General features: G+C 68.8%; 24 protein-coding genes, 1 pseudogene and 1 riboswitch. Of the genes and pseudogenes, 13 read left to right on the forward strand and 12 right to left on the reverse strand.

The genetic code is table 11. From position 1 onward, the window contains the following. Positions 1 to 46: 46 nt before the first annotated feature. Positions 47 to 1,240 (forward strand): PQQ-binding-like beta-propeller repeat protein, encoded by a 1,194-nt coding sequence (locus AB0L71_RS06950; RefSeq protein WP_365238883.1) that lies wholly within the window; start codon positions 47 to 49, stop codon positions 1,238 to 1,240. Between the two features lie 28 nt (positions 1,241 to 1,268). On the opposite strand, the gene AB0L71_RS06955 is transcribed toward AB0L71_RS06950, so the two are convergent. Further along, complete coding sequence (locus tag AB0L71_RS06955) at positions 1,269 to 1,907, reverse strand: GNAT family N-acetyltransferase (RefSeq protein ID WP_365238886.1); 639 nt, start codon at positions 1,905 to 1,907, stop codon at positions 1,269 to 1,271. Between the two features lie 204 nt (positions 1,908 to 2,111). Here AB0L71_RS06955 and AB0L71_RS06960 point away from each other — a divergent pair, with 204 nt between their 5' ends. Further along, complete coding sequence (locus tag AB0L71_RS06960; RefSeq protein WP_365238889.1) at positions 2,112 to 2,327, forward strand: EF-hand domain-containing protein; 216 nt, start codon at positions 2,112 to 2,114, stop codon at positions 2,325 to 2,327. Between the two features lie 54 nt (positions 2,328 to 2,381). Here the strand turns inward: AB0L71_RS06960 and dmpG are convergent, their stop codons facing one another. Genes dmpG through AB0L71_RS06975 form a run of 3 tightly spaced genes read right to left on the reverse strand, consistent with a single transcriptional unit; the run spans position 2,382 to position 5,148 of the window. Further along, positions 2,382 to 3,398 carry a 4-hydroxy-2-oxovalerate aldolase gene (gene dmpG, locus AB0L71_RS06965; protein WP_365238892.1) on the reverse strand — a complete coding sequence of 339 codons (1,017 nt, stop codon included), beginning with the start codon at positions 3,396 to 3,398 and terminating at the stop codon, positions 2,382 to 2,384. Then, positions 3,395 to 4,342, reverse strand: coding sequence for an acetaldehyde dehydrogenase (acetylating) (locus tag AB0L71_RS06970; RefSeq protein ID WP_365238894.1), 948 nt, complete (start codon positions 4,340 to 4,342; stop codon positions 3,395 to 3,397). Before AB0L71_RS06970 ends, dmpG begins: the two co-directional genes overlap by 4 nt. Continuing rightward, positions 4,339 to 5,148: a fumarylacetoacetate hydrolase family protein gene (locus tag AB0L71_RS06975; RefSeq protein ID WP_365238897.1), complete on the reverse strand. Its 810-nt coding sequence runs from the start codon at positions 5,146 to 5,148 to the stop codon at positions 4,339 to 4,341. Before AB0L71_RS06975 ends, AB0L71_RS06970 begins: the two co-directional genes overlap by 4 nt. Before the next feature lie 186 nt (positions 5,149 to 5,334). Between AB0L71_RS06975 and AB0L71_RS06980 the strand changes: the two genes are divergently transcribed. Further along, positions 5,335 to 6,099, forward strand: coding sequence for an IclR family transcriptional regulator (locus AB0L71_RS06980; protein ID WP_365239118.1), 765 nt, complete (start codon positions 5,335 to 5,337; stop codon positions 6,097 to 6,099). Positions 6,100 to 6,128: 29 nt separating this feature from the next. On the opposite strand, the gene AB0L71_RS06985 is transcribed toward AB0L71_RS06980, so the two are convergent. Further along, positions 6,129 to 6,251 carry a hypothetical protein gene (locus AB0L71_RS06985; RefSeq protein WP_365238899.1) on the reverse strand — a complete coding sequence of 41 codons (123 nt, stop codon included), beginning with the start codon at positions 6,249 to 6,251 and terminating at the stop codon, positions 6,129 to 6,131. 399 nt (positions 6,252 to 6,650) lie between these two features. Further along, positions 6,651 to 7,292, reverse strand: coding sequence for a TetR/AcrR family transcriptional regulator (locus AB0L71_RS06990; protein ID WP_365238902.1), 642 nt, complete (start codon positions 7,290 to 7,292; stop codon positions 6,651 to 6,653). 166 nt (positions 7,293 to 7,458) lie between these two features. Between AB0L71_RS06990 and AB0L71_RS06995 the strand changes: the two genes are divergently transcribed. The 5 genes from AB0L71_RS06995 to AB0L71_RS07015 all read left to right on the forward strand — a co-directional run bounded on the left by AB0L71_RS06995 (position 7,459) and on the right by AB0L71_RS07015 (position 12,152). Then, the gene (locus tag AB0L71_RS06995) at positions 7,459 to 8,382 is read left to right on the forward strand and encodes a VOC family protein (RefSeq protein WP_365238904.1); all 924 of its coding nucleotides are present in this window, start codon (positions 7,459 to 7,461) and stop codon (positions 8,380 to 8,382) included. A gap of 66 nt (positions 8,383 to 8,448) precedes the next feature. Beyond that, positions 8,449 to 8,943 (forward strand): flavin reductase family protein, encoded by a 495-nt coding sequence (locus AB0L71_RS07000; protein ID WP_365238906.1) that lies wholly within the window; start codon positions 8,449 to 8,451, stop codon positions 8,941 to 8,943. A 53-nt stretch (positions 8,944 to 8,996) separates the two neighbouring features. Further along, positions 8,997 to 9,848, forward strand: coding sequence for an alpha/beta hydrolase (locus AB0L71_RS07005; protein ID WP_365238909.1), 852 nt, complete (start codon positions 8,997 to 8,999; stop codon positions 9,846 to 9,848). A 58-nt stretch (positions 9,849 to 9,906) separates the two neighbouring features. Further along, entirely contained in the window at positions 9,907 to 11,079 is a 1,173-nt protein-coding gene (locus AB0L71_RS07010) for an acyl-CoA dehydrogenase family protein (RefSeq protein WP_365238912.1), read from the forward strand. A 518-nt stretch (positions 11,080 to 11,597) separates the two neighbouring features. After that, on the forward strand, positions 11,598 to 12,152 hold the full coding sequence (locus AB0L71_RS07015; protein ID WP_365238914.1) for a hypothetical protein: 555 nt from the start codon (positions 11,598 to 11,600) through the stop codon (positions 12,150 to 12,152). A gap of 514 nt (positions 12,153 to 12,666) precedes the next feature. On the opposite strand, the gene AB0L71_RS07020 is transcribed toward AB0L71_RS07015, so the two are convergent. The 6 genes from AB0L71_RS07020 to gcvT all read right to left on the reverse strand — a co-directional run bounded on the left by AB0L71_RS07020 (position 12,667) and on the right by gcvT (position 18,897). Next, complete coding sequence (locus tag AB0L71_RS07020; protein ID WP_365238917.1) at positions 12,667 to 13,566, reverse strand: nucleotidyl transferase AbiEii/AbiGii toxin family protein; 900 nt, start codon at positions 13,564 to 13,566, stop codon at positions 12,667 to 12,669. Continuing rightward, entirely contained in the window at positions 13,566 to 14,180 is a 615-nt protein-coding gene (locus AB0L71_RS07025; RefSeq protein WP_365238919.1) for a type IV toxin-antitoxin system AbiEi family antitoxin domain-containing protein, read from the reverse strand. Before AB0L71_RS07025 ends, AB0L71_RS07020 begins: the two co-directional genes overlap by 1 nt. A gap of 253 nt (positions 14,181 to 14,433) precedes the next feature. Further along, on the reverse strand, positions 14,434 to 15,816 hold the full coding sequence (locus AB0L71_RS07030) for an L-serine ammonia-lyase (RefSeq protein ID WP_365238922.1): 1,383 nt from the start codon (positions 15,814 to 15,816) through the stop codon (positions 14,434 to 14,436). Between the two features lie 207 nt (positions 15,817 to 16,023). Continuing rightward, a complete protein-coding gene (gene glyA / locus AB0L71_RS07035) occupies positions 16,024 to 17,283 on the reverse strand; it encodes a serine hydroxymethyltransferase (RefSeq protein ID WP_365238924.1) in 1,260 nt (419 codons plus the stop codon). A 20-nt stretch (positions 17,284 to 17,303) separates the two neighbouring features. Beyond that, positions 17,304 to 17,681 (reverse strand): glycine cleavage system protein GcvH, encoded by a 378-nt coding sequence (gcvH, locus tag AB0L71_RS07040; protein WP_365238926.1) that lies wholly within the window; start codon positions 17,679 to 17,681, stop codon positions 17,304 to 17,306. A 91-nt stretch (positions 17,682 to 17,772) separates the two neighbouring features. Continuing rightward, positions 17,773 to 18,897: a glycine cleavage system aminomethyltransferase GcvT gene (gene gcvT / locus AB0L71_RS07045; protein ID WP_365238928.1), complete on the reverse strand. Its 1,125-nt coding sequence runs from the start codon at positions 18,895 to 18,897 to the stop codon at positions 17,773 to 17,775. Positions 18,898 to 19,038: 141 nt separating this feature from the next. Continuing rightward, positions 19,039 to 19,134: riboswitch (glycine riboswitch) on the reverse strand. Positions 19,135 to 19,285: 151 nt separating this feature from the next. On the opposite strand from gcvT, the pseudogene AB0L71_RS07050 reads away from it, so the two are divergent. The 5 genes and pseudogenes from AB0L71_RS07050 to AB0L71_RS07070 all read left to right on the forward strand — a co-directional run. Next, a pseudogene (locus AB0L71_RS07050) lies at positions 19,286 to 19,951 on the forward strand (AAA family ATPase); the annotation flags it as partial. Positions 19,952 to 20,049: 98 nt separating this feature from the next. Beyond that, complete coding sequence (locus tag AB0L71_RS07055) at positions 20,050 to 20,820, forward strand: enhanced serine sensitivity protein SseB (protein ID WP_365238931.1); 771 nt, start codon at positions 20,050 to 20,052, stop codon at positions 20,818 to 20,820. Between the two features lie 173 nt (positions 20,821 to 20,993). Then, positions 20,994 to 21,770: an enhanced serine sensitivity protein SseB C-terminal domain-containing protein gene (locus AB0L71_RS07060; protein ID WP_365238934.1), complete on the forward strand. Its 777-nt coding sequence runs from the start codon at positions 20,994 to 20,996 to the stop codon at positions 21,768 to 21,770. Positions 21,771 to 22,161: 391 nt separating this feature from the next. Then, positions 22,162 to 23,154 carry an ABC transporter permease gene (locus tag AB0L71_RS07065; protein WP_365238937.1) on the forward strand — a complete coding sequence of 331 codons (993 nt, stop codon included), beginning with the start codon at positions 22,162 to 22,164 and terminating at the stop codon, positions 23,152 to 23,154. A 104-nt stretch (positions 23,155 to 23,258) separates the two neighbouring features. Then, positions 23,259 to 25,022, forward strand: a complete 1,764-nt coding sequence (locus tag AB0L71_RS07070) for an ABC transporter substrate-binding protein (protein ID WP_365238939.1) — start codon at positions 23,259 to 23,261, stop codon at positions 25,020 to 25,022. Positions 25,023 to 25,034 lie beyond the last annotated feature (12 nt).

A 25,034-nucleotide genomic window follows, 5' to 3' on the forward strand; every position in this document is an offset into this window, starting at 1 on the left:
ACCGCCGCCGTCCGCGCGCGGCGACGACCACGGAACGGGTGACCTGATGCTTCCCTCCTCCCCGCACGCCGCGGCCCTGCTCGGCGGTGTCCTGCTGGCCGTACTCACCGCCTGCGGCACCTCCGGCGGGACGCGGAGCGCCGAGCCCGTCGGCAGCGAGGCCGCCGCATCGCCCGTCGGGACGGAGCCGGCCATCCCGTCCGTGGCGCCGGGGCTGCCCGGCATGCCGCCGGTGCTCGACCCCCGGGACGTGTACGCGGCCGACCGGCCGGGAAAACTCTCCCCGGCCGTCAAGGGCTTCCCGTCCCGGATCTACGTCCCCAACACGAACTCCGACACGGTGTCGGTGATCGACCCCGCGACGTACAAGGTCATCAGGACCATCGAGGTCGGCCGCCAGCCGCAGCACGTCGTCCCCTCCTGGGACCTGAAGACCCTCTGGGTCAACAACGACCTCGGTGACAGCCTCACCCCGATCGACCCCCGGACCGGCAGGGCGGGCCGCCCAGTACCCGTCTCCGACCCGTACAACCTCTACTTCACGCCCGACGGCAAGTACGCCGTGGTGATGGCCTCCCAGGAGCGCCAACTGGTCTTCCGCGACGCCCACACCATGAAGACGGCCAGGACCGTTCCGGTCGGCTGCGCGGGCGTCAACCACGCCGACTTCTCCATGGACGGACGGTACTTCATCGTCTCCTGCGAGTTCTCCGGCGAACTCCTCAAGGTCGACACCGCGGGGATGAAGGTGGTCGGCCAGCAGAAGCTCCCGTTCAAGGGCGCGATGCCGCAGGACGTGAAGCTCTCACCCGACGGCGGCACGTTCTACATCGCGGACATGGTCGCGAACGGGGTGTGGGTGCTGGACGGGAAGCGGTTCACCACCCCGAAGCTGACGCCCACCGGCGAGGGCGCCCACGGCCTCTACGTGAGCCGCGACTCCAAGGAGTTGTACGTCTCCAACCGGGGCGAGGGCACCATCTCCGTCCTCGGTTTCGCCGAGCGCGCGCCGGTGAAGAAATGGCGTCTGCCGGACGGCGGCAGCCCCGACATGGGAGGTGTCTCGGCGGACGGCAAGACCCTCTGGCTGAGCGGGCGCTACGACTCCGAGGTGTACGCGATCGACACGGCCACCGGCAAGCTGCGCGCCCGGATCCCGGTGGGCAGCGGTCCGCACGGACTCGCCGTCTACCCGCAGCCGGGCCGTTACTCCCTCGGTCACACCGGCGTCTTCCGCTGAGGGGCCGGGCGCCGACCGCGGGGCCCGGTCACCCCGCGATCATCAGGGCCTCCGAGCCCACCGGCCGGAACCCCGCCTTCTGGAACGTCCGCACACTGCGGGCGTTCCCCGGCGACTGCTGCGCCCACACCACCGAGTCCGGCACCAGATGCCGGGCCGCGCGGGCCAGTTGAACCCCTACCCCTCGGCCGCGCGCCTCCTCGTCCACCTCGATCGCGGTCTCCCAGCGCCCCGCGACTCCCCGGCCGAGGATCACCACGCCGTTGCCGGCGGACCACACCCGTACCTCGTCGCGGTACTTCATCGCCCGTGCCACCCGCGGATGTTCCGGGTCCTCGATCTCCCGCAGCGCGATGTCGGGCTCGCCCGGCAGCGCGTCGGCGACCGTCAGGAGATCGATGGTGTTCATGTGCCGTCCGCTCCGGGCCAGCAGGGCGTTCAGGAAGTACGGATTCATCGTCGTGCAGAGCGGATCACCGGGGGTGGCGGCCAGCACGGCCCGTACCCACTGCGGATCCTCGTCGGTGAACACCACCGAATGCGCGGTGAGTGCCAGTACTCCCGCATCCCGGGCGTCGGGCTGCCGCACCACCGTCGTGGATCCGTCCGGCGGGGGAAACCGTCCGAGCGCCGCGGCGTTCAGAATCTCTGCCAGTGCGTCACTCATCGTTCTCCCGCTCCCCGTCCGGACCGCGATCCGCCGGGACGGCGGACGCCCGTTCATGATCGGTCACCGGCCGACGGGACCGCCATCCCGCGCGCCCGTTAATCTGGCCACCGTCAGCCGGACATGGGTCCGGAACGGGTCAGGAAGCATTCCTGGCCCGGGAGTTGGCCCGGCCCGGGTCGGGCGTGGCGAAGGGGTGGAACTGTGGCGGACATCGAGTCGGCGCGCAAGGCATTCGAGCGGTTCGATCTGAACGGCGACGGACTGATTTCGGCCGCCGAGTACAAGAGCGTGATGGCTCAGCTCGGTGACCCCCACGTCACGGAGCCGGTGGCCCAGGCCGTCATCAACGCGCATGACGTCAACGGCGACGGGCTCCTGACGTTCGAGGAGTTCTGGGCGGCGCAGAACAAGGGCTGACAGCCGTGAGGCCCCCCGGCCATGGGGCCGGGGGGCCTCGGTTCGGCCGCAGCCTCAGGCGGCGGCCTGGGCCTTCAGGTCGAGGGCGATGTCGATGATCATGTCCTCCTGGCCGCCGACCAGCTTGCGACGGCCGACCTCGACGAGGATGGACCGGGTGTCGAGCCCGTACCGCTTCGCAGCGATTTCGGCGTGGCGCAGGAAACTGGAGTACACACCCGCGTAGCCGAGGGTGAGGGTCTCGCGGTCGACGCGCACCTCGCGGTCCTGGAGCGGGCGGACGAGGTCGTCGGCCGCGTCCATCAGCGGGAAGAGGTCGCAGCCGTGCTTCCACTCCTGGAGGTCGGCGACGGCGATGAACGCCTCCAGCGGGCAGTTACCGGCGCCCGCGCCCTGCCCGGCGAGGGAGGCGTCGACACGCACGGCGCCGCTCTCGACGGCGACGACGCTGTTGGCGACGCCGAGGGCGAGGTTGTGGTGGGCGTGGATGCCCATCTCGGTCGCGGGGTCGAGGACGTCCCGGTACGCCTGGAACCGCTCCCGGACGCCGTCCATGGTGAGCCGGCCGCCGGAGTCGGTGACGTAGACGCACTGGGCGCCGTAGGACTCCATCAGCTTGGCCTGCCGGGCCAGTTCGGCGGGCTCGGTCATGTGGGACATCATCAGGAATCCCGAGACGTCCATGCCCAGTTCGCGGGCGGCGGCGATGTGCTGGGCGGAGATGTCGGCCTCGGTGCAGTGGGTGGCGACGCGCACCGAGCGGATGCCGAGCCGGTGTGCCTGCCTGAGGTCGTGCAGGGTGCCGATGCCGGGCAGGATCAGGGTGGTCGGGACGGCCTGCTTCGCCGCGTCGGCGACCGCCTCGATCCACTCCCAGTCGGTGTGGGCGCCCACGCCGTAGGTGATGGACGAGCCGGACAGGCCGTCTCCGTGGGCGATCTCGATGGCGGAGACCCCGGCGGAGTCGAGCACGGTGGCGATGGCGCGGGCCTGCTCGACCGTGTAGCGGTGGCGGACGGCGTGCATACCGTCCCGCAGGGTCACGTCCTGGACATAGATGTTGGTGGTCACTTGGCCGCCCCCTCCTGGTTGCGGTGGGCCGCGATGCGCTCGGCGGTGCGCAGGGCGGCGGAGGTCATGATGTCGAGGTTGCCGGCGTAGGCGGGCAGGTAGTGGGCGGCGCCCTCGACCTCGAGGAAGACGGAGACCTTCCACGCCTTGCCGGCACGGTCGTTCTCGGGCAGCAGGGTGCGCAGCGGGTCGTCGCCCGTGACCTCGTCGAACTGGACGTCCTGCTTGAGGCGGTAGCCCGGCACGTAGGCCTGGACCTTCTGCTCCATGTCCTTGATCGCCTGGTTCACCTTGTCGGTGTCGCAGTCGGAGACCAGGCAGTGGACGGTGTCCCGCATGATCAGCGGGGGCTCGGCCGGGTTGAGGACGATGATCGCCTTGCCCCGGGCCGCGCCGCCGACCTTCTCGATGGCGGCGGAGGTGGTCTCGGTGAACTCGTCGATGTTGGCGCGTGTGCCGGGGCCGGCCGAGCGGGAGGAGATCGACGCGACGATCTCGCCGTAGTGGACCGGGGTCACGGAGTTCACGGCGGCGACCATCGGGATGGTGGCCTGGCCACCGCAGGTCACCATGTTGACGTTGGGCGAGCCGATGTGCTCCTCGCCGTTGACCGGCGGCACCACGTACGGGCCGATCGCGGCCGGGGTGAGGTCCACCAGGACGCGGCCGAGCGGGCGCAGAACCTCCTCGTGGCGCTTGTGCGCGCCGGCCGAGGTGGCGTCGAAGACGATCTCGACGTCCTCGAACTCGGGCATCTTCACCAGCCCGTCGATGCCCTCGTGGGTGGTGGCGACCTTGAGACGACGGGCGCGGGCGAGACCGTCCGACGCGGCGTCGATACCGGCCATGGCAACGATTTCCAGGGTCTCCGACAGCCGCAGCACCTTGATCATGAGGTCGGTGCCGATGTTGCCGGAGCCGATGACGGCGACCTTGGTGGTCACTGGGCTGCTCCTTCGATTTCTTCGGGTGCGAATCGGACGCGGACGGAGCCGAGTCCGGAGATGCGGGCTTCGAACCGGTCACCGGGCGCGGCCGGAACCATCGGTCCGAGGGCGCCGGTGAGGATGATGTCCCCGGCCTTCAGCGGCTCGCCCATCTCCGCGAGGGCGCCCGCCAGCCACACGGCGGCGTTGAGCGGGCCGTCCAGGCAGTCGGCGCCACTGCCCGCGGACACCTTCTCCTCGCCGCGCAGCAGCGTCATGGTGACGCCGCGCAGATCGACGGAGGTCAGCGGAACCGGTGCGGTGCCGAGGACGAACAGGCCGGAGGAGGCGTTGTCGGCGACGGTGTCGGTGATGGTGATGTCCCAGCCGGCGATCCGGCTGTCGACGATCTCCAGCGCGGGCAGCGCGAAGTCGGTGGCGCGGATGATGTCCGCGACGTTCGGCTCCGCCACATCGAGGTCGGTGCCGAGGACGAGCGCGACCTCCGCCTCCACCTTCGGCTGCAGCAGCCGTCCGGCCGGCACGGTGCCGCCGTCCGGTACCGCCATGTCGGACAGCAGGGCACCGAAGTCCGGCCGATCGACGCCCAGCTGGGCCTGGACGGCGGGCGAGGTCAGGCCGATCTTGCGCCCGACCACACGACGGCCCGCGGCCAGCTTCCGCTCCACGTTGACGCGCTGCACGGCGTACGCGGTGGCGATGTCACCGGCGGCGAACCGGTCACGCACGGGGGCCACCGGCTTGCCCGTGCGCTCGGCCTCGGCCAGCAGGTCGGCGGTCTCGCGGACCGCGGGGGAACTCATGGCGGACAACCTCCGTCAACAGGGAAATGCGGCCAACAGGGAAATGCGGCTCGACAACGGCAGGTATAGAGGCCGAGCGGCCACCGGACCAAGGTTTGTTCCGCGACATGGAACAAAACGTGTCCTGCACCCCGCTCAGGGGCCAGGATGAGACCCGTGACACGGAACAATGCAGTGCACGGCAACATGCTGGACAAGGCCATGAGCCTGCTCGACTGCTTCCGCCCCGCAGGCGGCCGGCTGCGCCTCGCCGACCTCTCGGCACGCACCGGCCTGGCCAGGAGCACCGTGCACCGCCTTGCTGCCGACCTCGTCCGCCTGGGGTTGCTGGAACGGTCCGGTGACGAGTACCAGCTGGGCGGGCTGCTCTTCGAGTTCGGCACCCTGGTGCCGCGCCGCCAGGACCTGCGGGAGACGGCGCTGCCGTTCCTCCAGGACCTGTACGAAGCCACCCGGGAGACGGTGCACCTCGGCATCCGTGAGGACCGGTCCGTGATCTACGTGGAACGCATCCACGGCCACGAGAGACTTCCCCTGCCCTCCCGCGTGGGCGGCGCGCTCCCGCTGACCTGCACAGGCGTCGGAAAGGTGCTGCTCGCCTTCTCCCCGCAGGACTTCACCGAGGAAATCCTGGCCGGCCCGCTTCCCCGCCTGACCCCGCACTCGGTGACCGACCCTGCCCGACTGCGCCCCATCCTGGAACAGGTCCGGGTGGCGGGCCTGGCCTACGAGGAGCAGGAAGCGGTGACCGGCATCAGCTGCGTGGCATCCCCTGTCTTCGCCCCCGACGGCACAGCCGTCGCCGCCATCTCGGTGGCCGTCCCGGTGACCCGCTGGCACCCCGCCCAGCTCGCCACGGCGGTCCGCACGGCGGCCCTGGGGCTGACCCGGGCGTTGCGGATGCCCGCGGCGATGAGCGGTTCTCTCACACGCCCCGACGCCTCGCGGTGAGGGGGCCGGGGCGGGATGTGTGGGGCGGCTCAGAAGGCGTGGGGGCCGAATCGGCCCCACGCCACCAGGGCGGCGAGAACGAGCAGGACCACATTGGCCGGAACCGCCTTGGCCTCGCCTCGCCGCAGGTGGACCCCGATGGCGCCGAGCATGACCACGGCGAGTCCGGCGACTGATGCTCGCCCCGCTGACCAAGGCCCACGCCACGCACCTGCGTGAGATCAGTCGCCGCATCAACGACGCCATCGGCCCCGCGCCGGACTGCCCCACCGCTCGCCGCTGACCCGCCCGCCCTCGATGCGGCCCGGCTCGCCCCCGCGTCGCCGGGATGATGGCGGACGGTGAGCCCGTGCGCTGGCATCCCCGCCGCGGAATCGGTCATGGTGCCCGGGTTTCCCGGACGGCGGTGTACGGGCTGTTCGGCCGCCCCCTGGGGCGGCCGTTCCGGTCTCCGGGGCGCTCAGCCCGATGGGTGGATGGGCGGGGGAGGGCCGGGGGGCGCCTGCTGGTGGTGTGTTCGTGTGTGCTGCGCGGATGAGGAAGGGCGTTGATCAGGAGGGAAGTTCGGCGAGGGAGGCGCCGGCTGCTTCGACGAGGTGGGTGAGTGAGTCCGTCAGCATGTCCGCGAGCGCGGCGGTGTCCCAGTCGTCGCCTGCGCTGATGGCGATGTACATGCCGTCGGCGGCGGCCATGGTGAACTGTGACAGTCGCCGGGCCAGCAGTGGGTCGCGGTCCTGGACCTGCTCGGGCAGTACCTGATTCCACCAGTCGATCATGGTGGCCAGGCGGGTCGAGCGGATCTGCAGGAACATCTCCCGGGCTGCCGTGCCGCTCAACCTGCGCTCCAGGGTGAGCAGCAGGCCCAGTCGCCAGAAGCTCGTGTCCTCGGTGGCCTCCTGTGCGCGCACGGCCACTGCGGCGCGGACCCGGTCCTGCGGCAGCTCGCCCGGCCGAAACTGCCAGTCCTGCCGCCTTTCCCAGGCCTCGACCGAGTGCTCCAGGAGTGAGGCGAACAGTTTGTCCTTGTTCTCGAAGTGCCAGTACACGGAGCCCGAAGGCAGGCCCGACCGCTTGCTGACCTGGGCGATGGTCGTGCCCTCGTAACCCTTTTCGGCTGCCAGCTCCAACGTCGCTTTCAGGATGCGGTGGCGTGACTCATCGCTCCGCTGGTTTCGGCTGGTCGTTTCGCTCATGCCTCTTGCTACCACAGCGTCCCCCTGTTACGTTCCACAGACGTTCTAGAATGAGTAATCTAGATGGCGGATTCTAGGGCTGTGCTCGTGGGTCGCCCCTCCCCGCACGGGTGCGGGCCGGCCCGCCGGGCTGCCTGATGTCAGCCGTACTCGCACAGGAGGAGTCATGATTCGTTCCCTGGCCTACCTGGGCCTGGCCACCCCGCAGACCGAGGAGTGGAAGACCTTCGGCCCGGAGGTGCTCGGCCTCCAACTCGTCGAGCCGGGCCCCGACGGCGCCGTCCGGCTGAAGATGGACGACGCCGTGTGGCGCCTGGCCCTGCATCCGGGCGAGCGCAACGACGTCGCCTACATCGGGTGGAGCGTCGCCGAGGCGGCCGAGGCCGACGAACTGGCCAAGAAGGTCGCCGCGTTCGGCTGCGAGGTCCACCACGGTGACGCGGACCTGAGCCAGGAGCGGGCTGTTGAGGGGCTGATCTGGTTCGAGGACCCCTTCGGGTTGCGCCACGAGCTCAGCTGGGGCCGCAGCGTCGTGCCGGCCTCGTTCCACCCCGGCCGCGCCCTGTCCGGCTTCCGGACCGGCGAACAGGGAATGGGCCACGTGGTGTTCCTGGTCCCGGACCTGGTCGCCGCCGATGCCTTCTACGCCGACGTGCTCGGGTTCAAGCTGTCCGACCGCATCGTCCAGGGACCTCTCAACGCCCGCTTCTACCACATCAACGGCCGCCACCACTCCCTCGCCGTTGCCCAGGCCCCGGTCGTGGGGCTCCAGCACCTGATGCTGGAGGTCAACTCCATCGACGATGTCGGCCTGGCCCTCGACGAGTGCGAGAAGCGCGGGATTCCGATCTCGATGACACTGGGGCGCCACGTCAACGACCTGATGACGTCGTTCTACCTGGTGTCGCCATCCGACATGCACATCGAGTACGGCACCGGCGGACTCGCGGTCGACGACATGTGGGTGCCCAAGATGTTCGACCGCCAGAGCATTTGGGGCCATCACCGCGCCGAAGGCCCGATCCCGCCCGCGCTCATCACCCGCGTGCCCGAAGGGGCCCCTGGCCCCGACGCGGCCGAGGCGCGGTGATCCCGTCGCACCGGAACCTTCCCCCAGGGGGCCGCACGCGGTCCCGACCGCACGAAAGGACCCGGCATGAGCCAGGGCGTAGCCATCGATTCCGCTGAGTTCCGCAGGACCCTGGGCCACTACCCCACCGGTGTCGCCGTGGTGACCGCGATCGAGGAGGACGAACCGGTCGGCATGGCGGTGGGCACCTTCACCTCCATCTCTCTCGACCCGCCGCTGGTCGGCTTCTTCCCCGCGTCGGCCTCCCGTTCCTGGGCCCGCATCCGCAAGTCCGGGGCGTTCACGGTCAACGTGCTGGGTGCGGACCAGCTCGACGTGTGCCGCGCGTTCGCCACCTCCGGCGCCGACAAGTTCGCCGGCGTCAGCTGGTCGGAGGGCCCCACCGGAGCACCCGTCCTCGCCGACGCGGTGGCCTGGGTGCACTGCACGCTCAGCAGCGTGCACAGCATCGGCGACCACGACCTCGCCGTCGGCACCGTGGTCCAGCACGAACTCGGCAGCCGGGAGGCCCGCCCTCTGGTCTTCCACCGTGGTGGATACGGGACCTGCCTCGACGCCTGAACCCCGACACCCCCGACACCCCCGACACCTTGCACCCGCAGGAGCAGTCCTTCATGAGCAACGATCCGACCGAGTCCGGCACCAGCCGCGAAGTCGCACTCGCCAGTGCCACCGTCCGCTACCACGACCTGGGCGAAGGCCACCCGATCGTCCTGCTGCACGGCAGCGGTCCCGGTGCGACCGCGTGGAGCAACTTCCGCCCGAACATCCCCGAACTGGCCTGCCGATTCCGCGTGTTGGCCCTCGATCTGCCCGGTTGGGGCGGCTCGCAGGCCGTGCCGATGGCCGAGCGCGACCATCCGCGCACGGTGGTCGAATTCCTCGACGCCCTCGGCATCGAGAAGGCCGCGCTCGTCGGCAATTCCATGGGCGGAGTCGTCTCCCTCGCCGTCGCCGCCCTCCACCCGGACCGGGTCTCGCACCTGATCACCATGGGCCCGGCGTCCAAGCCCCGCCCGGGGTTGTTCGGCCCCGGAGGCGGACCGAGCGAAGGCATGAAAATCCTCTTCGCCGGATACCAGGACCCGTCCCAGGAGACGATGCGCCGCCTCGTCGACATCATGAGCTACAGCTCCGGTGACGCCGCCGACGGCATCGCAGCCGAACGCGCCGCAGCCGCTCAGGGCCGCCCCGATCACCTGAAGCACTTCCTGGAGGGCCTGGCTACTGGCTCCACCCCGATCACCCGGTGGGCCACCCCGCAGGAGCTCATGGGCATCACCGCCCCCAGCCTTCTGATCCACGGCCGCGACGACCGGGTCGTGCACTTCGAGGCCAGCCTCGAACTGGTCTCCCTCATCCCCGACTCCCGGCTCGTGCTGTTCAACCGCTGTGGCCACTGGGCCCAGCTGGAGCACGCCGCCGAATTCAACCGTCTGGTCACCGACTTCGTGTCGAACAACTAGTCACCCCGCACCACCGGCGCCGGACGACGCCGGTCCACGGCTCAATGAGGAGAATGACGTGGACGAGATCCTCAAGCACATCCACGAGCATGCGCAGTACCTGAAGGACCACTCGGCCGAGGCCGACGACCTCGGCCGCCTGCCCGACGAGACGGTCCGACGCCTCCGGGAGATCGGCGTCGTACGCATGCTTCAGCCCCGCGACTTCGGCGGCCTGCAGTCCCACCCGGCCGACTTCTACGAAGCTGTCATCGAGGTCGCTGCCGCCTCTCCCTCCGCCGGTTGGGTCGTAGGCGTCGTCGGCGTCCACGCCTACGAATTCGGCTACAGCAGCCGACAGATGCAGCAGGAACTCTGGGGTGAGGACCCCGACACCTGGACCGCGTCGCCCTACGCCCCGATGGGGCGTGCCGTCCGCGTCGGGGGCGGCTACCGTCTCACCGGCCGCTGGCCGTTCTCCTCCGGCACCGACCACGCTTCCTGGGTGATCATCGGCGGTATCGTCACCGACTCCTCCGGGGCCATCGCATCCCCTCCCGACGTACGGCACTTCGTGGTCGAGCGCGAGGACTACGAGATCCACCACGACAGCTGGAACGTGGTCGGACTCCGCGGCACCGGCAGCAAGGACATCAGCGTCACCGACGTGTTCGTCCCCGACCACCGTGTCCTGAACCAGTACGAGGTTTTCGAAGGCCAGGCCGCCAGGGCCGGACGCCCGGACGACCCCTACTACCACCTCCCCTTCGGCGTCATGTTCAGCACCGCCATTGCCGCCGCCACCATCGGCATGGCCCAGGGAGCGCTCCAGGCTTCCGTCGAATACACCCGCAACCGGGTCAACGTTCTGGGGGACAGGGTCTTCTCCGACCCCGCCCAGCTCGTCGCCCTCGGTGAAGCCGGTGCCGACATCGCTGCCAGTCGCCATCACCTCCTGTCCGACATGCGTCGCGCCTACGACATCGTCATGGCCGGCGGCGAGATCGACCGGCACCTGCGGCTCGAACTGCGCCGCAACCAGGTGCGCGCCTCCCGTCGCGCCGTGGAAGCGGTGGAGAAACTGTTCATCCACGCGGGCGGTCACTCCCTCCACCTCGACCAGCCCCAGCAGCGCTACTGGCGCGATGCCCACGCCGCACTGAACCACCTCTGCAACGTGGCTCCCACCATCTACGTCGCCTACGGCACCGACCTGTACGGCGGCCAGATCGCGCCGGGCATCTTCCACTGATGTCCTGAAGGCCCACCTGATGCTCTGAAGGCCCCTGGCACCGGGCCGCGCCACGGACGCAGGCCCGATGCCAGGCCCTTTCGCGATTCACTGCCGCACCACTTCTCCGCATGTCCCGAGGGGAAGTCGGCTTCCTGCTGGCGCCGGAACTGCCGGATCCAGTGCAGTGAGCGGTCGTGGCAGGTTCGTTTCCGCAGGGCGGCGAGCGCGTGCGCCCTCGTTCCGCGTGGCCCCACCGGGACTCCGAAACAGCTCTGTAAGGCAACCGTCGAATTCTCCGAAAATCCTGCGTTGCAGCATTCCGGCCATAGCGTCGACGCGGCCGTCGAGTTTCCGGAAAATGAGGTGCGGTTACCTCGGGATCGAGAGCGTAAGCTCATCGGAAAATTACGCCGCCTGAAACGCTGCAGCGACCGCCCAAGACGTGCCGCGCCGTCAGTCGGCCTATTCGGTGCATTTACTGGCACGGGAAATTTAGGGTGAATGGCAGGTTCGAACAACCAGGGAGTTTCAGGGCGATGAATAAACTGATCAAAACCGGCGTGACGGCTCTCGCGGCGGTGCTCATGGCGACGGTCGGAGTGGCTTCTGCTCATGCGGAGGGGCGGGACAACGGCGGGCCGTGCTTCATCTACAACACGGGCGACAACGCAGTCAACGCCTGCCACGACGCGCAGAACGGAAGCGGGCACGTGGCCGGCAGCGGCCACACCGTGGGCACCACGAACGGGAACGTCGGCCTGCCCGACCCTTCATTGCCGTTTTTCCGTGTGGGCAGCACGAACACCACGTACCGGATGACGCTCACCGAGAAGATCGGATTCTTCGACCCGGCTCCGGACAACCAAACGATCCTGAACGACAACGGGCAATTGTTCTGGCCCACCATCGGCCTCACCGGAGCCATCTACACGGTCACCGACAGCGTCAATGCTTTTCGGGGGAACGTGTCCCTCACATTCGACGTGAGAAACCCGCAGGACATCATCTGGAGGTGCGAATCCTCCCCGGGTTCGCCCATCACCTGCCCGTCCCCGTCCGGTGGTCAGCTCGACACGATCAAGTTCTCCTGAGTCGCCCGGCCTTCCTGCGTCGGCCGCGGGGCTGTTTCGAAGTCCCGGTGAGCGCGCGAGTCCGTAGATCATCGTGATGCAGGTGTTCGGGACCGGCCCGTCGCGGACGCAACGAAGCTCCGGTTGAACGGGATGACCTTCCCAAGTCACCCTGAATCACCGGAGCTTCGCTGCGTCCCACGGGGCCGGATTCAGCCCTCGCTCGCGCTCCAGTTGACAAGTTGTGGGTGGGCGGGACGGCCGGACCGCCGGGCCGAATGAGTGCTCCTTGGTTCCTGCTTGCGCCCGCACCCTCCTTGCCTTGGCCGCCGGGCTCCGGGCGCATTCTTCCGAACCCACGTAGCCCCGGTTCGTAACGTGGGCCTACGGCTGGAAAGCCCCCGCATTCCCTGGCGTCACGAACGACCGGGCATTCACCACTCCGTGCGTCGGGCGCGCCTCCGACGGTCAGTGACGGTATGTCATTGCCGCTTCGGGGTGTGGGGCATCTCCTGCGGTTTGTGAGGGAGTCGGATCATGTCCACGTACTGGCTGAGCTGCTCCAACTACGTGTGGCGGCGGTGCCTGCGAGCAGTGGGTCTGCGAATGCGATGACTAGGCCGACCACGTCAGTGAAGAGATGCGGATAGCCGGCCGAGGAAGGTCCCTGTCGGCGGCGCCAGGCGGCGTAGGAGGATTGGCGTCGCTCGGCGAGGTCGGTGATCGCGGCGCTGAGGGGCTTCAGCGCTATCCCGCGGTGTGTGGCGGTGGCGGTCAGCGCTGCGGCCAGCTCTTCGCCGTTGAGATTGTTGAGTGTCAGCAGGCGGTAGAGGTCCGCGTAATCCCGGTCGCGGGTGTTGAGATCGCCGAGCGAGATGGCGGTGGAGAGCTTCTCGGCGATGACAGTGGCGAGCGGGTAACCGAAGAGTTGGAAGCTGTCCGTGGTGAGCTGCTGCGGGTAGTTGATGGTCTGAGGTCCGGGAGTGACGGGATCGCCGAAGCTGATGTCCAGTTGGAGCTTGAGACGGGCCCGGGCGATCGATGCGGCCATCGACAGCCGTAGGCCGTGATACTCGTCCTCCTCTCGGATGGGTACGGTTCTGAGCGTGGCGGAGTCGAATGCCACACCGTCGTCGACTTCAGTGGTGGCGATCGCGGCGATTCTGCGGATGATCTCGGCTTCCTCGCCGGAGAACGCGTGGCCGAGGATGTCGATGTCACGGGTCATCCGGCGGGCGCCGAACTGGGCGAGCAGCAGGCCGCCTTTGAGGATGAAGTGCTCGCGGCCGAGGGCGGACGCTCCCAGGCGGTAGAGGAAGCGTTCGAGCACGTACTCGACCATGACCTCGTCCGTTGAACGGCCGTTGCGACGAGCCAGATTGCGCAGATCGTTGTAGACGCGGCCTGCGGTGGTAGCGCGAGTGGGGTTGACCATCAGGCAAGCACCGCCTCTACGGCGGGGCGGATGACGGAGAGCGCACCCAGCTCGCGCGCGATGAGTTGGAGTTCACCGACCCCGCTTCGTCCGCTGCGACGCAGGTAGCGGCCGAGCGCGGACAGAGCCATGGTCTCGCCGATTCTGCCACGGTGGCGCATCGCGTCGACGACGCTGCGGGCGGCGTTGTATGCGGGAACGGTCTCTCCCGGTGCGGCCTCGAACTGTTCGACGCCGAGGTTGAAGGTCTTGGCCGCGTACTGCGCCACCACGGTCGGGGGATAAGAGATCGTGGGACGGCGTGATCCGCGTGGTACGGCGATGTGTACGGCGCTGGGAATGTCGTCGATCAGCTCGTGCAGAGCCAGGGCGGACTCCCCGCACAGGACAGCGCGAGGCGCCCGCGTGCACACGGCCAGTAGATCTGCGTATGCGGTCTCCGGTGCGTCTGCCCGCCGGTACACGCCACGGGACAGTTCGTCTATCTCCCCTTCGGTGACCAGGTGCGCCAGATCACGAGCGGAGAGCAGGGCTTGACGCGCCTGCGCGGTCGTGAACGTCGGAGAGAGGCCGGCCAGCCGCTGCTCCAGGCGCGAGATTTCCGCAGCACTCATGTATCGAATGATACCCCTCCGATGGGGATGGGGGATCGATTTGATACATCCAGAGAGTGGGGGGTGGAGTTCCCGTCGTTGACTATGCGCCACGAACCTGCAGGTCAGACGCCCATCCCGTGGGGATTTCCCAGGGGCTTTGCAGGGACTTTCACATCTGTCCCCGTGAGGTTCCAGGGACCTTCCGCCGCGTAAACAGGGAAGGCCCTGACAGCGCTGAAAGATACGAACGCGCTGGTCAGGGCCTACGGTGTCAGCACTCGATGATGTTCACCGCGAGCCCGCCCCGCGCCGTCTCCTTGTACTTCACGCTCATGTCCGCGCCCGTCTCCTTCATGGTCTTGATGACCTTGTCCAGGGAGACCATGTGGCTTCCGTCGCCGCGCAGCGCCATCTTCGCCGCCGTGACGGCCTTGACCGCGGCCATGCCGTTGCGCTCGATGCACGGGATCTGGACGAGACCGCCGACCGGGTCGCAGGTCAGGCCGAGGTTGTGTTCCATGCCGATCTCGGCGGCGTTCTCGACCTGTTCCGGGGTGCCGCCCAGGACCTCGGCGAGGGCGCCGGCGGCCATGGAGCAGGCGGAGCCGACCTCGCCCTGGCAGCCGACCTCCGCGCCGGAGATGGAGGCGTTCTCCTTGAAGAGCATGCCGATGGCTCCGGCGGCCAGCAGGAAGCGGACGACACCGTCCTCCTTCTCCGCCTCGGTGGCGCCGCCGGCCGCGAAGTTCATGTAGTAGTGCAGCACGGCCGGGATGATGCCCGCCGCGCCGTTGGTGGGCGCGGTGACCACGCGTCCGCCCGCGGCGTTCTCCTCGTTGACCGCCATCGCGTAGAGGGTGATCCACTCCATCGCGTGGGTCTGCGGGTCGCCCTCGGCACGCAGCTGACGCGCTGTGGTCGCGGCGCGGCGGCGGACCTTGAGGCCGCCGGGCAGGATGCCCTCGCGGGACATGCCGCGCGAGACGCAGGCCTGCATGACGCGCCAGATGTCCAGCAGACCCGAGCGGATCTCGTCCTCGGTGCGCCAGGCCTTCTCGTTCTCCAGCATCAGCGAGGAGATCGACAGACCGGTGTCCTTCGCGAGCCGCAGCAGTTCGTCCCCGGTGCGGAAGGGGTGCTTGAGGACGGTGTCGTCGAGCACGATCCGGTCCTCGCCGACCGCGTCCTCGTCCACGACGAAGCCGCCGCCCACGGAGTAGTACGTCTTCTCCAGGAGGGGGGCGCCCTCGTGGTCGTACGCGAAGATCGTCATGCCGTTGGCGTGGTACGGCAGGGTCTTGCGGCGGTGCAGGACCAGCTGCTCGTCGGCGTCGAAGTCGATCTCGTGCATGCCGAGGAGGTTGATCCGGCCGGTGGCGCGGATCTTCTCGACCCGCTCGTCGGCGGACTCCACGTCGACGGTGCGCGGCGACTCGCCCTCCAGGCCGAGCAGGACGGCCTTGGGGGTGCCGTGGCCGTGGCCGGTCGCGCCGAGGGAGCCGTAGAGCTCGGCGCGTATCGAGGCCGTGTGGGCGATCAGGCCCTCGTTCTTCAGCCGGCGCGCGAACATGCGGGCGGCGCGCATCGGGCCGACCGTATGGGAGCTGGACGGGCCTATGCCGATCGAGAACAGGTCGAAGACCGAGATGGCCACGGGGGAACTCCTCAGGGTTGGTAGACGCCGTTGTCTGCCGGGTGGTGCGGTACGGGCCGGTCGGCCCGGAGAGCAGCGGGACATGGGATGGGGCACCGCGCCCACTGACCAGTGTGCGCGGTGCCCCGCCCGGAAGGTGCTGAACCGTGTCCCGGACGGTGCCGGGACGGCCTGTGCCCGGGTTGCTTCAGGCCGGAGTGCGCCGGGTTACTTCAGGCCGGCGTACAGCGGGAACTTCTCGGCCAGCGCGGAGACGCGGGCCTTCAGGTCGGCCGCGTCGTAGGAGGGCTTGAGCGCCGAGGCGATGATCTCCGCGACCTCGGTGAAGTCCTCGGCCTGGAAACCACGGGTGGCCAGGGCCGGCGTACCGATTCGCAGACCGGAGGTGACCATCGGCGGCCGCGGGTCGTTCGGGACGGCGTTCCGGTTGACCGTGATGCCGATCTCGTGGAGGCGGTCCTCGGCCTGCTGGCCGTCCAGCTCGGAGTTGCGCAGGTCGACGAGGACCAGGTGGACGTCCGTACCGCCGGAGAGCACGGAGACACCGGCCTCGGTGACGTCCGGCTGGACCAGGCGCTCGGCGATGATGCGGGCGCCTTCCAGGGTGCGCTGCTGGCGCTCCTTGAACTCCTCGCTCGCCGCGACCTTGAACGAGACCGCCTTGGCCGCGATCACGTGCTCCAGCGGGCCGCCCTGCTGACCCGGGAAGACCGCGGAGTTGATCTTCTTGGCGAGCTCCTGCGTCGACAGGATGACACCACCGCGCGGACCACCGAGGGTCTTGTGCGTGGTGGTCGTGACGACATGGGCGTGCGGCACCGGGTTGGGGTGCAGACCCGCGGCCACCAGGCCGGCGAAGTGCGCCATGTCGACCATCAGGTACGCGCCGACCTCGTCCGCGATGCGGCGGAAGGCGGCGAAGTCCAGCTGACGGGGGTACGCGGACCAGCCGGCGACGATCAGCTTCGGCTTGGACTCCTTGGCCAGGCGCTCGACCTCGGCCATGTCGACGACACCGGTGTCATCGACGTGGTACGGGACCACGTTGTAGAGCTTGCCGGAGAAGTTGATCTTCATGCCGTGGGTCAGGTGCCCGCCGTGGGCGAGGTTCAGACCCATGATCGTGTCGCCCGGCTTCAGCAGCGCGAACATCGCGGCGGCGTTGGCCTGCGCACCGGAGTGCGGCTGGACGTTCGCGGCCTCGGCGCCGAACAGCGCCTTGATGCGGTCGATGGCGATCTGCTCGACGACGTCGACGTGCTCACAGCCGCCGTAGTAGCGGCGGCCCGGGTAGCCCTCGGCGTACTTGTTGGTGAGGACGGAGCCCTGGGCCTCCATGACGGCGACCGGAGCGAAGTTCTCCGACGCGATCATCTCGAGGGTGGACTGCTGACGGTGGAGCTCGGCGTCGACAGCGGCGGCGACATCCGGGTCCAGCTCGTGGAGGGAGGAGTTGAGAAGCGACATCAGGTGGTCCCTTGGGGTCTTTAGTTGCCGGAGAACTCGGTGTACTCGTCGGCGGAGAGCAGGTCCTCCGGCTCCTCCGCCACGCGTACCTTGAACAGCCAGCCGCCCTCGAAAGGAGCGGAGTTCACCAGCGACGGGTCGTCCACCACGTCCTGGTTCGCGGCGGTCACCTCGCCGGTCACCGGCGAGTACAGGTCGCTCACCGACTTGGTCGACTCCAGCTCGCCGCAGGTCTCGCCCGCGGTCACCGTGTCACCGACCTCCGGGAGCTGGGCGAAGACGACATCGCCGAGCGCGTTGGCGGCGAATTCGGTGATGCCGACCGTGGCCACACCGTCCTCGACGGCCGACAGCCACTCGTGCTCCTTGCTGTAACGCAGCTGCTGGGGGTTGCTCATGACCTGAATTCTCCTGTACGCGGGGGAGTGCTGGTGAACGGTGGTCTTACGGTGTGAGACGCGATTGCGTCACTTCGGAGGGGTTCGGACGTCACTTCTGACGCTTGTAGAACGGGAGCGCCACGACCTCGTACGGCTCGTGGCTGCCCCGGATGTCCACTCCGACGCCCGTGGTGCCGGGCGTGGCGTGCGCGGCGTCCACGTACGCGAGGGCGATCGGCTTGCCCAGGGTGGGCGACGGGGCGCCCGAGGTGACGTGACCGACGACCTCGCCGCCGGCGACCACGGAGAAGCCGGCGCGCGGTACCCGGCGGCCCTCGGCGACCAGTCCGACCAGCTTGCGGGGCGGGGCGGTCTCGGCGCGCTCGGCGGCGGCCCTCAGGGCCTCGCGGCCGACGAAGTCGCCCTCCTTCTCGAACTTCACGACCCGGCCCAGGCCGGCGTCGAACGGGGTCAGCTCGGTGGTCAGCTCATGTCCGTAGAGCGGCATGCCGGCCTCCAGGCGCAGCGTGTCGCGGCAGGAGAGCCCGCACGGGACCAGGCCGTGGGAGGCACCCGCCTCGGTGAGGGCCTTCCAGAGCTGCTCGGCGTGCTCGGGGGCGACGAACAGTTCGAAGCCGTCCTCGCCGGTGTAGCCGGTACGTGCGATCAGCGCGGGGACACCGGCGACCGTGCCGGGCAGACCGGCGTAGTACTTCAGGCCGTCCAGGTCCGCGTCGGTGACGGCGGCCAGGATGGCGGGGGACTCGGGGCCCTGGACGGCGAGCAGCGCGTACGCGTCACGGTCGTCGCGCACCTCGGCGTCGAATCCCTCGGCCCGCGCGGTCAGCGCGTCCAGCACGACCTGGGCGTTGCCCGCGTTGGCGACGACCAGGTACTCGGGGGCCTCGGCCTCGCCGAGGCGGTAGACGATCAGGTCGTCGAGGATGCCGCCGTCCTCGGCGCAGATCATGGTGTAGCGGGCGCGGCCCGCGGCGACGGTGCCGATGTTGCCGACCAGCGCGAAGTCCAGGAAGGCCGCGGCCTCGGGGCCGGTGACGGTGATCTCGCCCATGTGCGACAGGTCGAAGAGACCGGCCCGGGTGCGGACCGCGTGGTGCTCGTCGCGCTCGCTGCCGTACCGCAGGGGCATGTCCCAGCCCGCGAAGTCGGTCATGGTCGCGCCCAGCGAACGGTGCAGTGCATCGAGGGCGGTGAGACGGGGGGCGGTGCTCATGAGTGTGGCTCCCAGGGCATGACGAGGAGGACGATCCCTCCCCATCTGTCATCGGAACCTGAGAGGTTCGCCGAGAGCCCTGGAGGGGTCGCGGCTTGCACCTTGGGTGGGGCCGCCGGGCGGCCCGCTTTTCAGATCTGCCTCATCCACGCGGTACGGGGCCTGAGAGATTCAAGGGAGGAACTTGCTCCTTCGGCGCCCGGCACACAGTGACCGGAGCTCTCCCGCGCGGATTCAAGCGGCCTTTATGCAGTTGGCGGGCTCATCATCGCACGCATCGCGATGGAGTGACGCCCCGGTCCCGCACGGGCTTCCGGCGGCGTGGACGGTTGTGCCACATTGCCTTTTCTTTACACTCCATGGGCATACGTGAGGTGAGGGGGACGTGATGACGTCGCAGCACTCCGCGGCGACCGTGGGAGCCGCGCACGAGTCGGTGCCCGCACAGCCGGGGGCTCCGGCCACCACCACGCCCGGTCCGCGCGCGCCGGTCCTGCGGGATCTGCGGGAGCGGGCCGGACACAGTCCGCGCAGCCTGCACTTCGCGGCCGGTGACGTGGTGGTGGTCTCCGGGCTGCCCGGAAGCGGCAAGTCGACGCTCATCCGCAGAGCGGTCACCACGGCCCGCGCCATCGACTCCCAGGACACCCGGGACCGCTGGGCGCACAAGATGCCCCGATTATTTCCTTACGCCCTCTATCGCCCGCTCGTCCGTGCCGACCACTACTGGGGCCTGTGGCGGGTGCTGCGCTCCGGCGAGTCCGTCGTCGTCCACGACTGCGGAACCCAGGCGTGGGTACGCGGCTGGCTGGCCCGTGACGTGCGGCGTCGGGGTCGTGATCTCCACCTCGTCCTGCTCGACGTCACGCCGCGGACGGCGAAGGAGGGCCAGCGCGACCGCGGGCGCGGCGTCTCCGGATACGCGTTCGCCCGGCACCGCCGGGCGGTGCGGAGGCTGCTGCGGGGCGTCGAGGCCGGCCTGCTGCCGCCCGGGTGTGCCTCGGCCATCCTGCTGGACCGGGAGGCGGCGGCGGAGCTGGGCCTGATTGCTTTCGAGCCCTTACGGAGCGGTCCGGGGCGGGCGAAAGACCGAGAGGATCGGGCCCGGAACGCTAACCTTCTGGCGGAAGACTCGGGCAAGAAGGGGAAGCAGTGGACATTCCGGCACAGGTCCCGTCCCATCCGCAGAGCGGATGGCCGGCCAACGAGCTCGAAGAAGTCCTGACGGCCTCGATGGGCGTCCCGGGGGCGGGCGGACGGCTCGTCGAGGTGCTCGGACGGAGCCAGGTCTGGGTACCCCTGCCCAAGGGCGGCGGACCCGACTCCGTCGCCCTGGATCTGCCCACGCTGGAGATCGAGGGTGCCGCGTACGTGCCCGTGTTCAGCTCCGAACAGCAGTTCGTCAGCTGTGTCGGCACTTCCATGCCGTTCACCGTCGCGCCCGCTCGCGATTTCGCCCGCGGCCTGCCCCCGCAGCTCGGCATCGCGGTCAACCCGGGCGGGGCCGTCGGCCTGCCGCTGCCGCCGCCCGCCGTGGCCGAGCTCTGCCGCGTCGGGCGTACCCCGCTGGACGGTCCGGCCACCGGAGGCAGGGTCCGGCTCTACGAACCGTCCTGGCAGGAGGAACCCGTCGACTTCCTCTCCGCGGCGGCCGGTGAATTCGAGCAGAGCGGTGTCGTGCTCACCGCCCGCCGGACGCTGGCCAGCATCGAGGGCGACGAACCCGTGCTCTTCGTCGGCGTCGAGCTCTCCTCCTGGGAGGAAAGCGTGCGCAACGTCCCGATGGACGCCCTCGGCCGTGCGCTCGGCCGGGTCGAGGTGCCCTGGCCGGTCAACCTCGTCCTGCTCGACATGACACAGGACCCGGTCGGCGACTGGATGCGGGAGAAGGTCCGGCCGTTCTACCGTCGCGAGACCGCGTAGCGGCCGGTGCCGCCCGACGGCCTCCGGGCGGGCCACCGCACCGGTCCGAGGCGTCAAGTCGGTGTCAGGACCGGCGCATAAGCTGGTTTGATGGCTGGTGCCTCGGCACCGTGCCGCACCCGTGTGCCCCGGGAGCGGTGGGCCGAACAGTGGATCGAGAGGGGCGGAACCAGGTGACTGCGTCAGGCACCGCGGCGGCCGGGCAGGTCGAGCACATGCTGCGCCAAGTGACGCCCGGGCGCTACGACGCGTACGAGGCGCTGCTGCACGCTCTCGCGAACGGCCACATCTGGATGCTCCTCTGGCACGGCCAGGCGGGTTCGCCCGACGCCCAGTACGGGAACATGGAGGTCGACGGCCTCGGCTACGCCCCCTGTGTCACCTCTGCCCAGGAGCTCTCGGCCAGCGGCTGGAACCGGGCCCACGAACTCGTCACCGGTCGTGACATCGCCCGCACCCTCTTCCCGGACCGCTGGGGCATCTGGCTCAACCCGCATGCCCCCGGCGGCGGTGTCGGCATCCCCTGGCTGGATCTGCGCCGGATCGCCACCGGCCTCGACCGGATGCCCGCGGGCCCGCTCCGGCTCACCGAACCGGCCGTCGAGACCCCGCAGTTCTACGCCCTGCTGACGCAGAACGCCCATCACACCCCGGTGATCCGCTCGCTGCGCCGCGCCTGGGTGCAGCCCGCGCTCGGCGTTCCGTATCTCGCCATCGGGCTCGACCTCTACGACACGAGCCAGACCTCGGTCGACGCGGTGCGCGCGATGATGCAGCAGTCGATCGGCGCGGTCCCGGACGGACTTCCCGTCTCCACCGTCGCGATGTCCGACGAGTACGACCCGGTCGCGATGTGGCTGCGCGCCAACTCCCGTCCGTTCTACGACCGCGAGGCGCACATGGCGCCCGCTCCCGCCACGGGTTACGGCTACCCCCCGGTCCACGGCTGACCGACCTGGACGCACTGTCAATTGGCGCCGGGATGACCCCTGTTGGGGCACCTGTCCGATCTGGGCGAAGAGTGTCGACTTGGTTCGCTGGGGCGACCACGGGGTCCGGATAACGGAACCTGGCTGACCACATCACGGTTGCGCATCCATTCCCCGTCAGGGCTGGCGGGTGATCCGTGACGCGTTGAAGACTCCCCGCAACGAGAAGTGTGCGGCGCCCTGTGCGACCTGCGGCTTCTGGTTGGACAGTTGAACTGCTCCACTCGCACCACCTGCTTCTTCCGCACCACCCGAACCAACGTGCGACGTGCACCTGTGAAGTGAACAAGCCGCTACCGCGGCGGGCACGGGCCGGCCACAGTCGGTCGAGCCGAGAGGGGTCCCCACAACGATGACGGCACCACTGCACGACAGCGCGGCCGAGACTGCGACCGTCGATGTCACGACCGATGCCTCGGCCAAGGACATCGAAGGCCGTTCGCCAGGGCGTATTGCCTGGATGCGGCTGAAGCGCGACAAGGTGGCGCTCGCCGGCGGTGTGGTCGTACTCCTGTTGATTTTGGTCGCGGTGTTCGCACCCCTGATCGTGAATCTCCTCGGCCACCCGCCGAACGAATTCCACGAGGACCTGCTCGACCCGGACCTCGGTATCCCCAAGGGCTCCTTCGGCGGCATGAGTTCGGACTACCTGCTGGGTGTCGAACCCACCAACGGCCGCGACGTGTTCAGCCGCATCGTCTACGGCGCGCGCATCTCGCTGCTGGTCGCCTTCCTCGCCGCGATGGTCTCCGTGGTCATCGGCAGCATCCTCGGCGCGGTGGCCGGCTTCTTCGGTGGCTGGGTCGACGCGCTCATCAGCCGGCTGATGGACCTGCTGCTCGCCTTCCCGCAGCTGCTGTTCACCATCGCTCTCGTCTCGGTCGTGCCCAACTCCCTCTGGGGTCTCACCGGTTCGGGCGTCAGGATGGGCGTCCTGATCGTGGTGATCGGCTTCTTCGGGTGGCCGTACATCGGACGTATCGTCCGGGGGCAGACGATGTCCCTGCGCGAGCGCGAGTACGTCGAGGCGGCGCGCAGCCTGGGCGCCGGACGGGGTTACATCCTCTTCAAGGAGCTGCTGCCCAACCTGGTCGCGCCGATTCTCGTCTACTCCACACTGATCATCCCGACCAACATCCTCAGTGAGGCCGCGCTCAGTTACCTGGGTGCGGGTGTGAAGCCGCCGACCGCCTCGTGGGGAAAGATGCTCTCCGACGCGATCAACACCTACCAGGCGGACCCGACATACATGGTGGTCCCCGGACTCGCGATCTTCATCACCGTTCTGGCATTCAATCTCTTCGGTGACGGGCTGCGTGACGCCCTCGACCCGAAGGGAAGCTGAACCGAACCACAAGGTATCCGGCGCGAGCCGGTTGGCACACGATCGACCGTCGGGGGCGGACTGCGCACCCACGGGCTACACCACATCACGGAGGTTGCAAGACAGTGAATCGCTCACGGAAGGCAGTTGCCCTCACGGCCCTCGCGGCCGCGGTTGCGCTGACCGCAACCGCTTGTGGCGGAGGTGACGACGACAAGAAGGACTCCTCGAGCCAGGGCGCCGGTTACGACGCGGCCACCAAGGGCAAGGTCATCAACGCGTCCGACAAGAAGGGTGGCACGCTGAAGCTGATGTCCCCTCAGGACGTCGACTTCCTCGACCCGGCCCGTGCCTACTACGGCTTCGTCTGGAACATGCAGCGGCTGTACGTCCGCCAGCTGCTCGCGTACGACTCGAAGCCCGGTGAGGCCGGCACCAAGCTGGTCCCCGACCTCGCCGAGGCGCTGCCGACGCTGAGCAACGGCGGCAAGACGTACACCTTCAAGCTGAAGTCCGGTGTCAAGTTCGAGGACGGCACGCCGATCACCTCGAAGGACATCAAGTACGGCATCGAGCGCGTCTTCGCGCAGGACGTCCTCTCCGGCGGCCCGACCTACCTGATCGACCTCCTCGACCAGGGCCAGAACTACCCCGGCCCCTACAAGGACAAGGACCCCGACAAGCTGGGTCTGAAGTCGGTCCAGACGCCGGACGACCAGACGATCGTCTTCAACCTGAAGAAGGCGAACTCGGACTTCTCGTACCTGATGGCCATGGGCGACTCCTCGCCGGTTCCGGCTGCCAAGGACGACGGCGCGAAGTACACCAACCACCCGGTCGCGACCGGCCCGTACAAGGTCCAGTCCTTCGTCGCCGGCAAGGAGACGGTCTTCGTACGGAACCCCAACTGGGACCCGAAGACGGACCCGATCCGCAAGGGTCTGCCGGACAAGGTCACGTTCACCGTGACCTCGAACCCGGACGACATGGACGCGCGTCTGCTCTCGGGCGACGTGGACTACGCGGTCGACGGCACCGGTGTCCAGCAGGCCGCCAAGATCAAGATCCTGCAGAGCGACAAGTACAAGGCCAACGCCGACGACCCGTTCACCGGCTACATCCGGTACTTCGCGTTCCCGCAGACGGTCGCGCCGTTCGACAACATCGAGTGCCGCAAGGCGGTCATCTACGCCGCCGACCCGAAGTCGCTGCAGACCGCCCGTGGCGGCCCGACCAGCGGTGACCTCGGCGCGAACATGCTGCCCCCGGGTGTCCCGGGCTCGGACAAGTCCTACGACCCGTGGGGCCTGACCCAGGGCAAGCCGCAGATCGAGAAGGCCAAGGAGGCCCTGAAGGCCTGCGGCAAGCCGAACGGCTTCAAGACCACCATCGCGGTCCGCAACAACCGCAAGCCCGAGGTGGCCACCGCCGAGTCGCTGCAGGCTTCGCTGAAGGCCGTGGGTATCGAAGCCTCCATCGACCAGTACGACGGCAAGAACTCTGCTTCCGTGATCGGCGCCCCCGACAACGTGAAGAAGAAGGGCTACGGCATCATCGTGATGGGCTGGGGCGCCGACTACAACTCGGGTGCGGGCTTCCTGCAGCCGCTGGTTGACGGCTCCTTCATCCTGAAGAACGGCAACAACAACTACACGATGCTGAACGACAAGACGGTCAACGGTCTCTTCGACCAGGCCTCTGCCGCGGAGTCGCCCGAGGCTGCCGCGCCGTTCTACACCGAGATCAACAAGGCGATCATGGAGAAGGCTCTCTATCTCCCGATCAACTTCGACAAGGCGCTTGTCTACCGCAACCCGCGGCTGACCAACGTCTTCTACAACGAGTCCATGGGCCGTCTCGACCTCGCGGTCATGGGCGTCGTCAAGTAGCAGTTGGACATG

It is taken from the genome of Streptomyces sp. NPDC052052, assembly GCF_040680455.1.
Classification (GTDB): domain Bacteria; phylum Actinomycetota; class Actinomycetes; order Streptomycetales; family Streptomycetaceae; genus Streptomyces.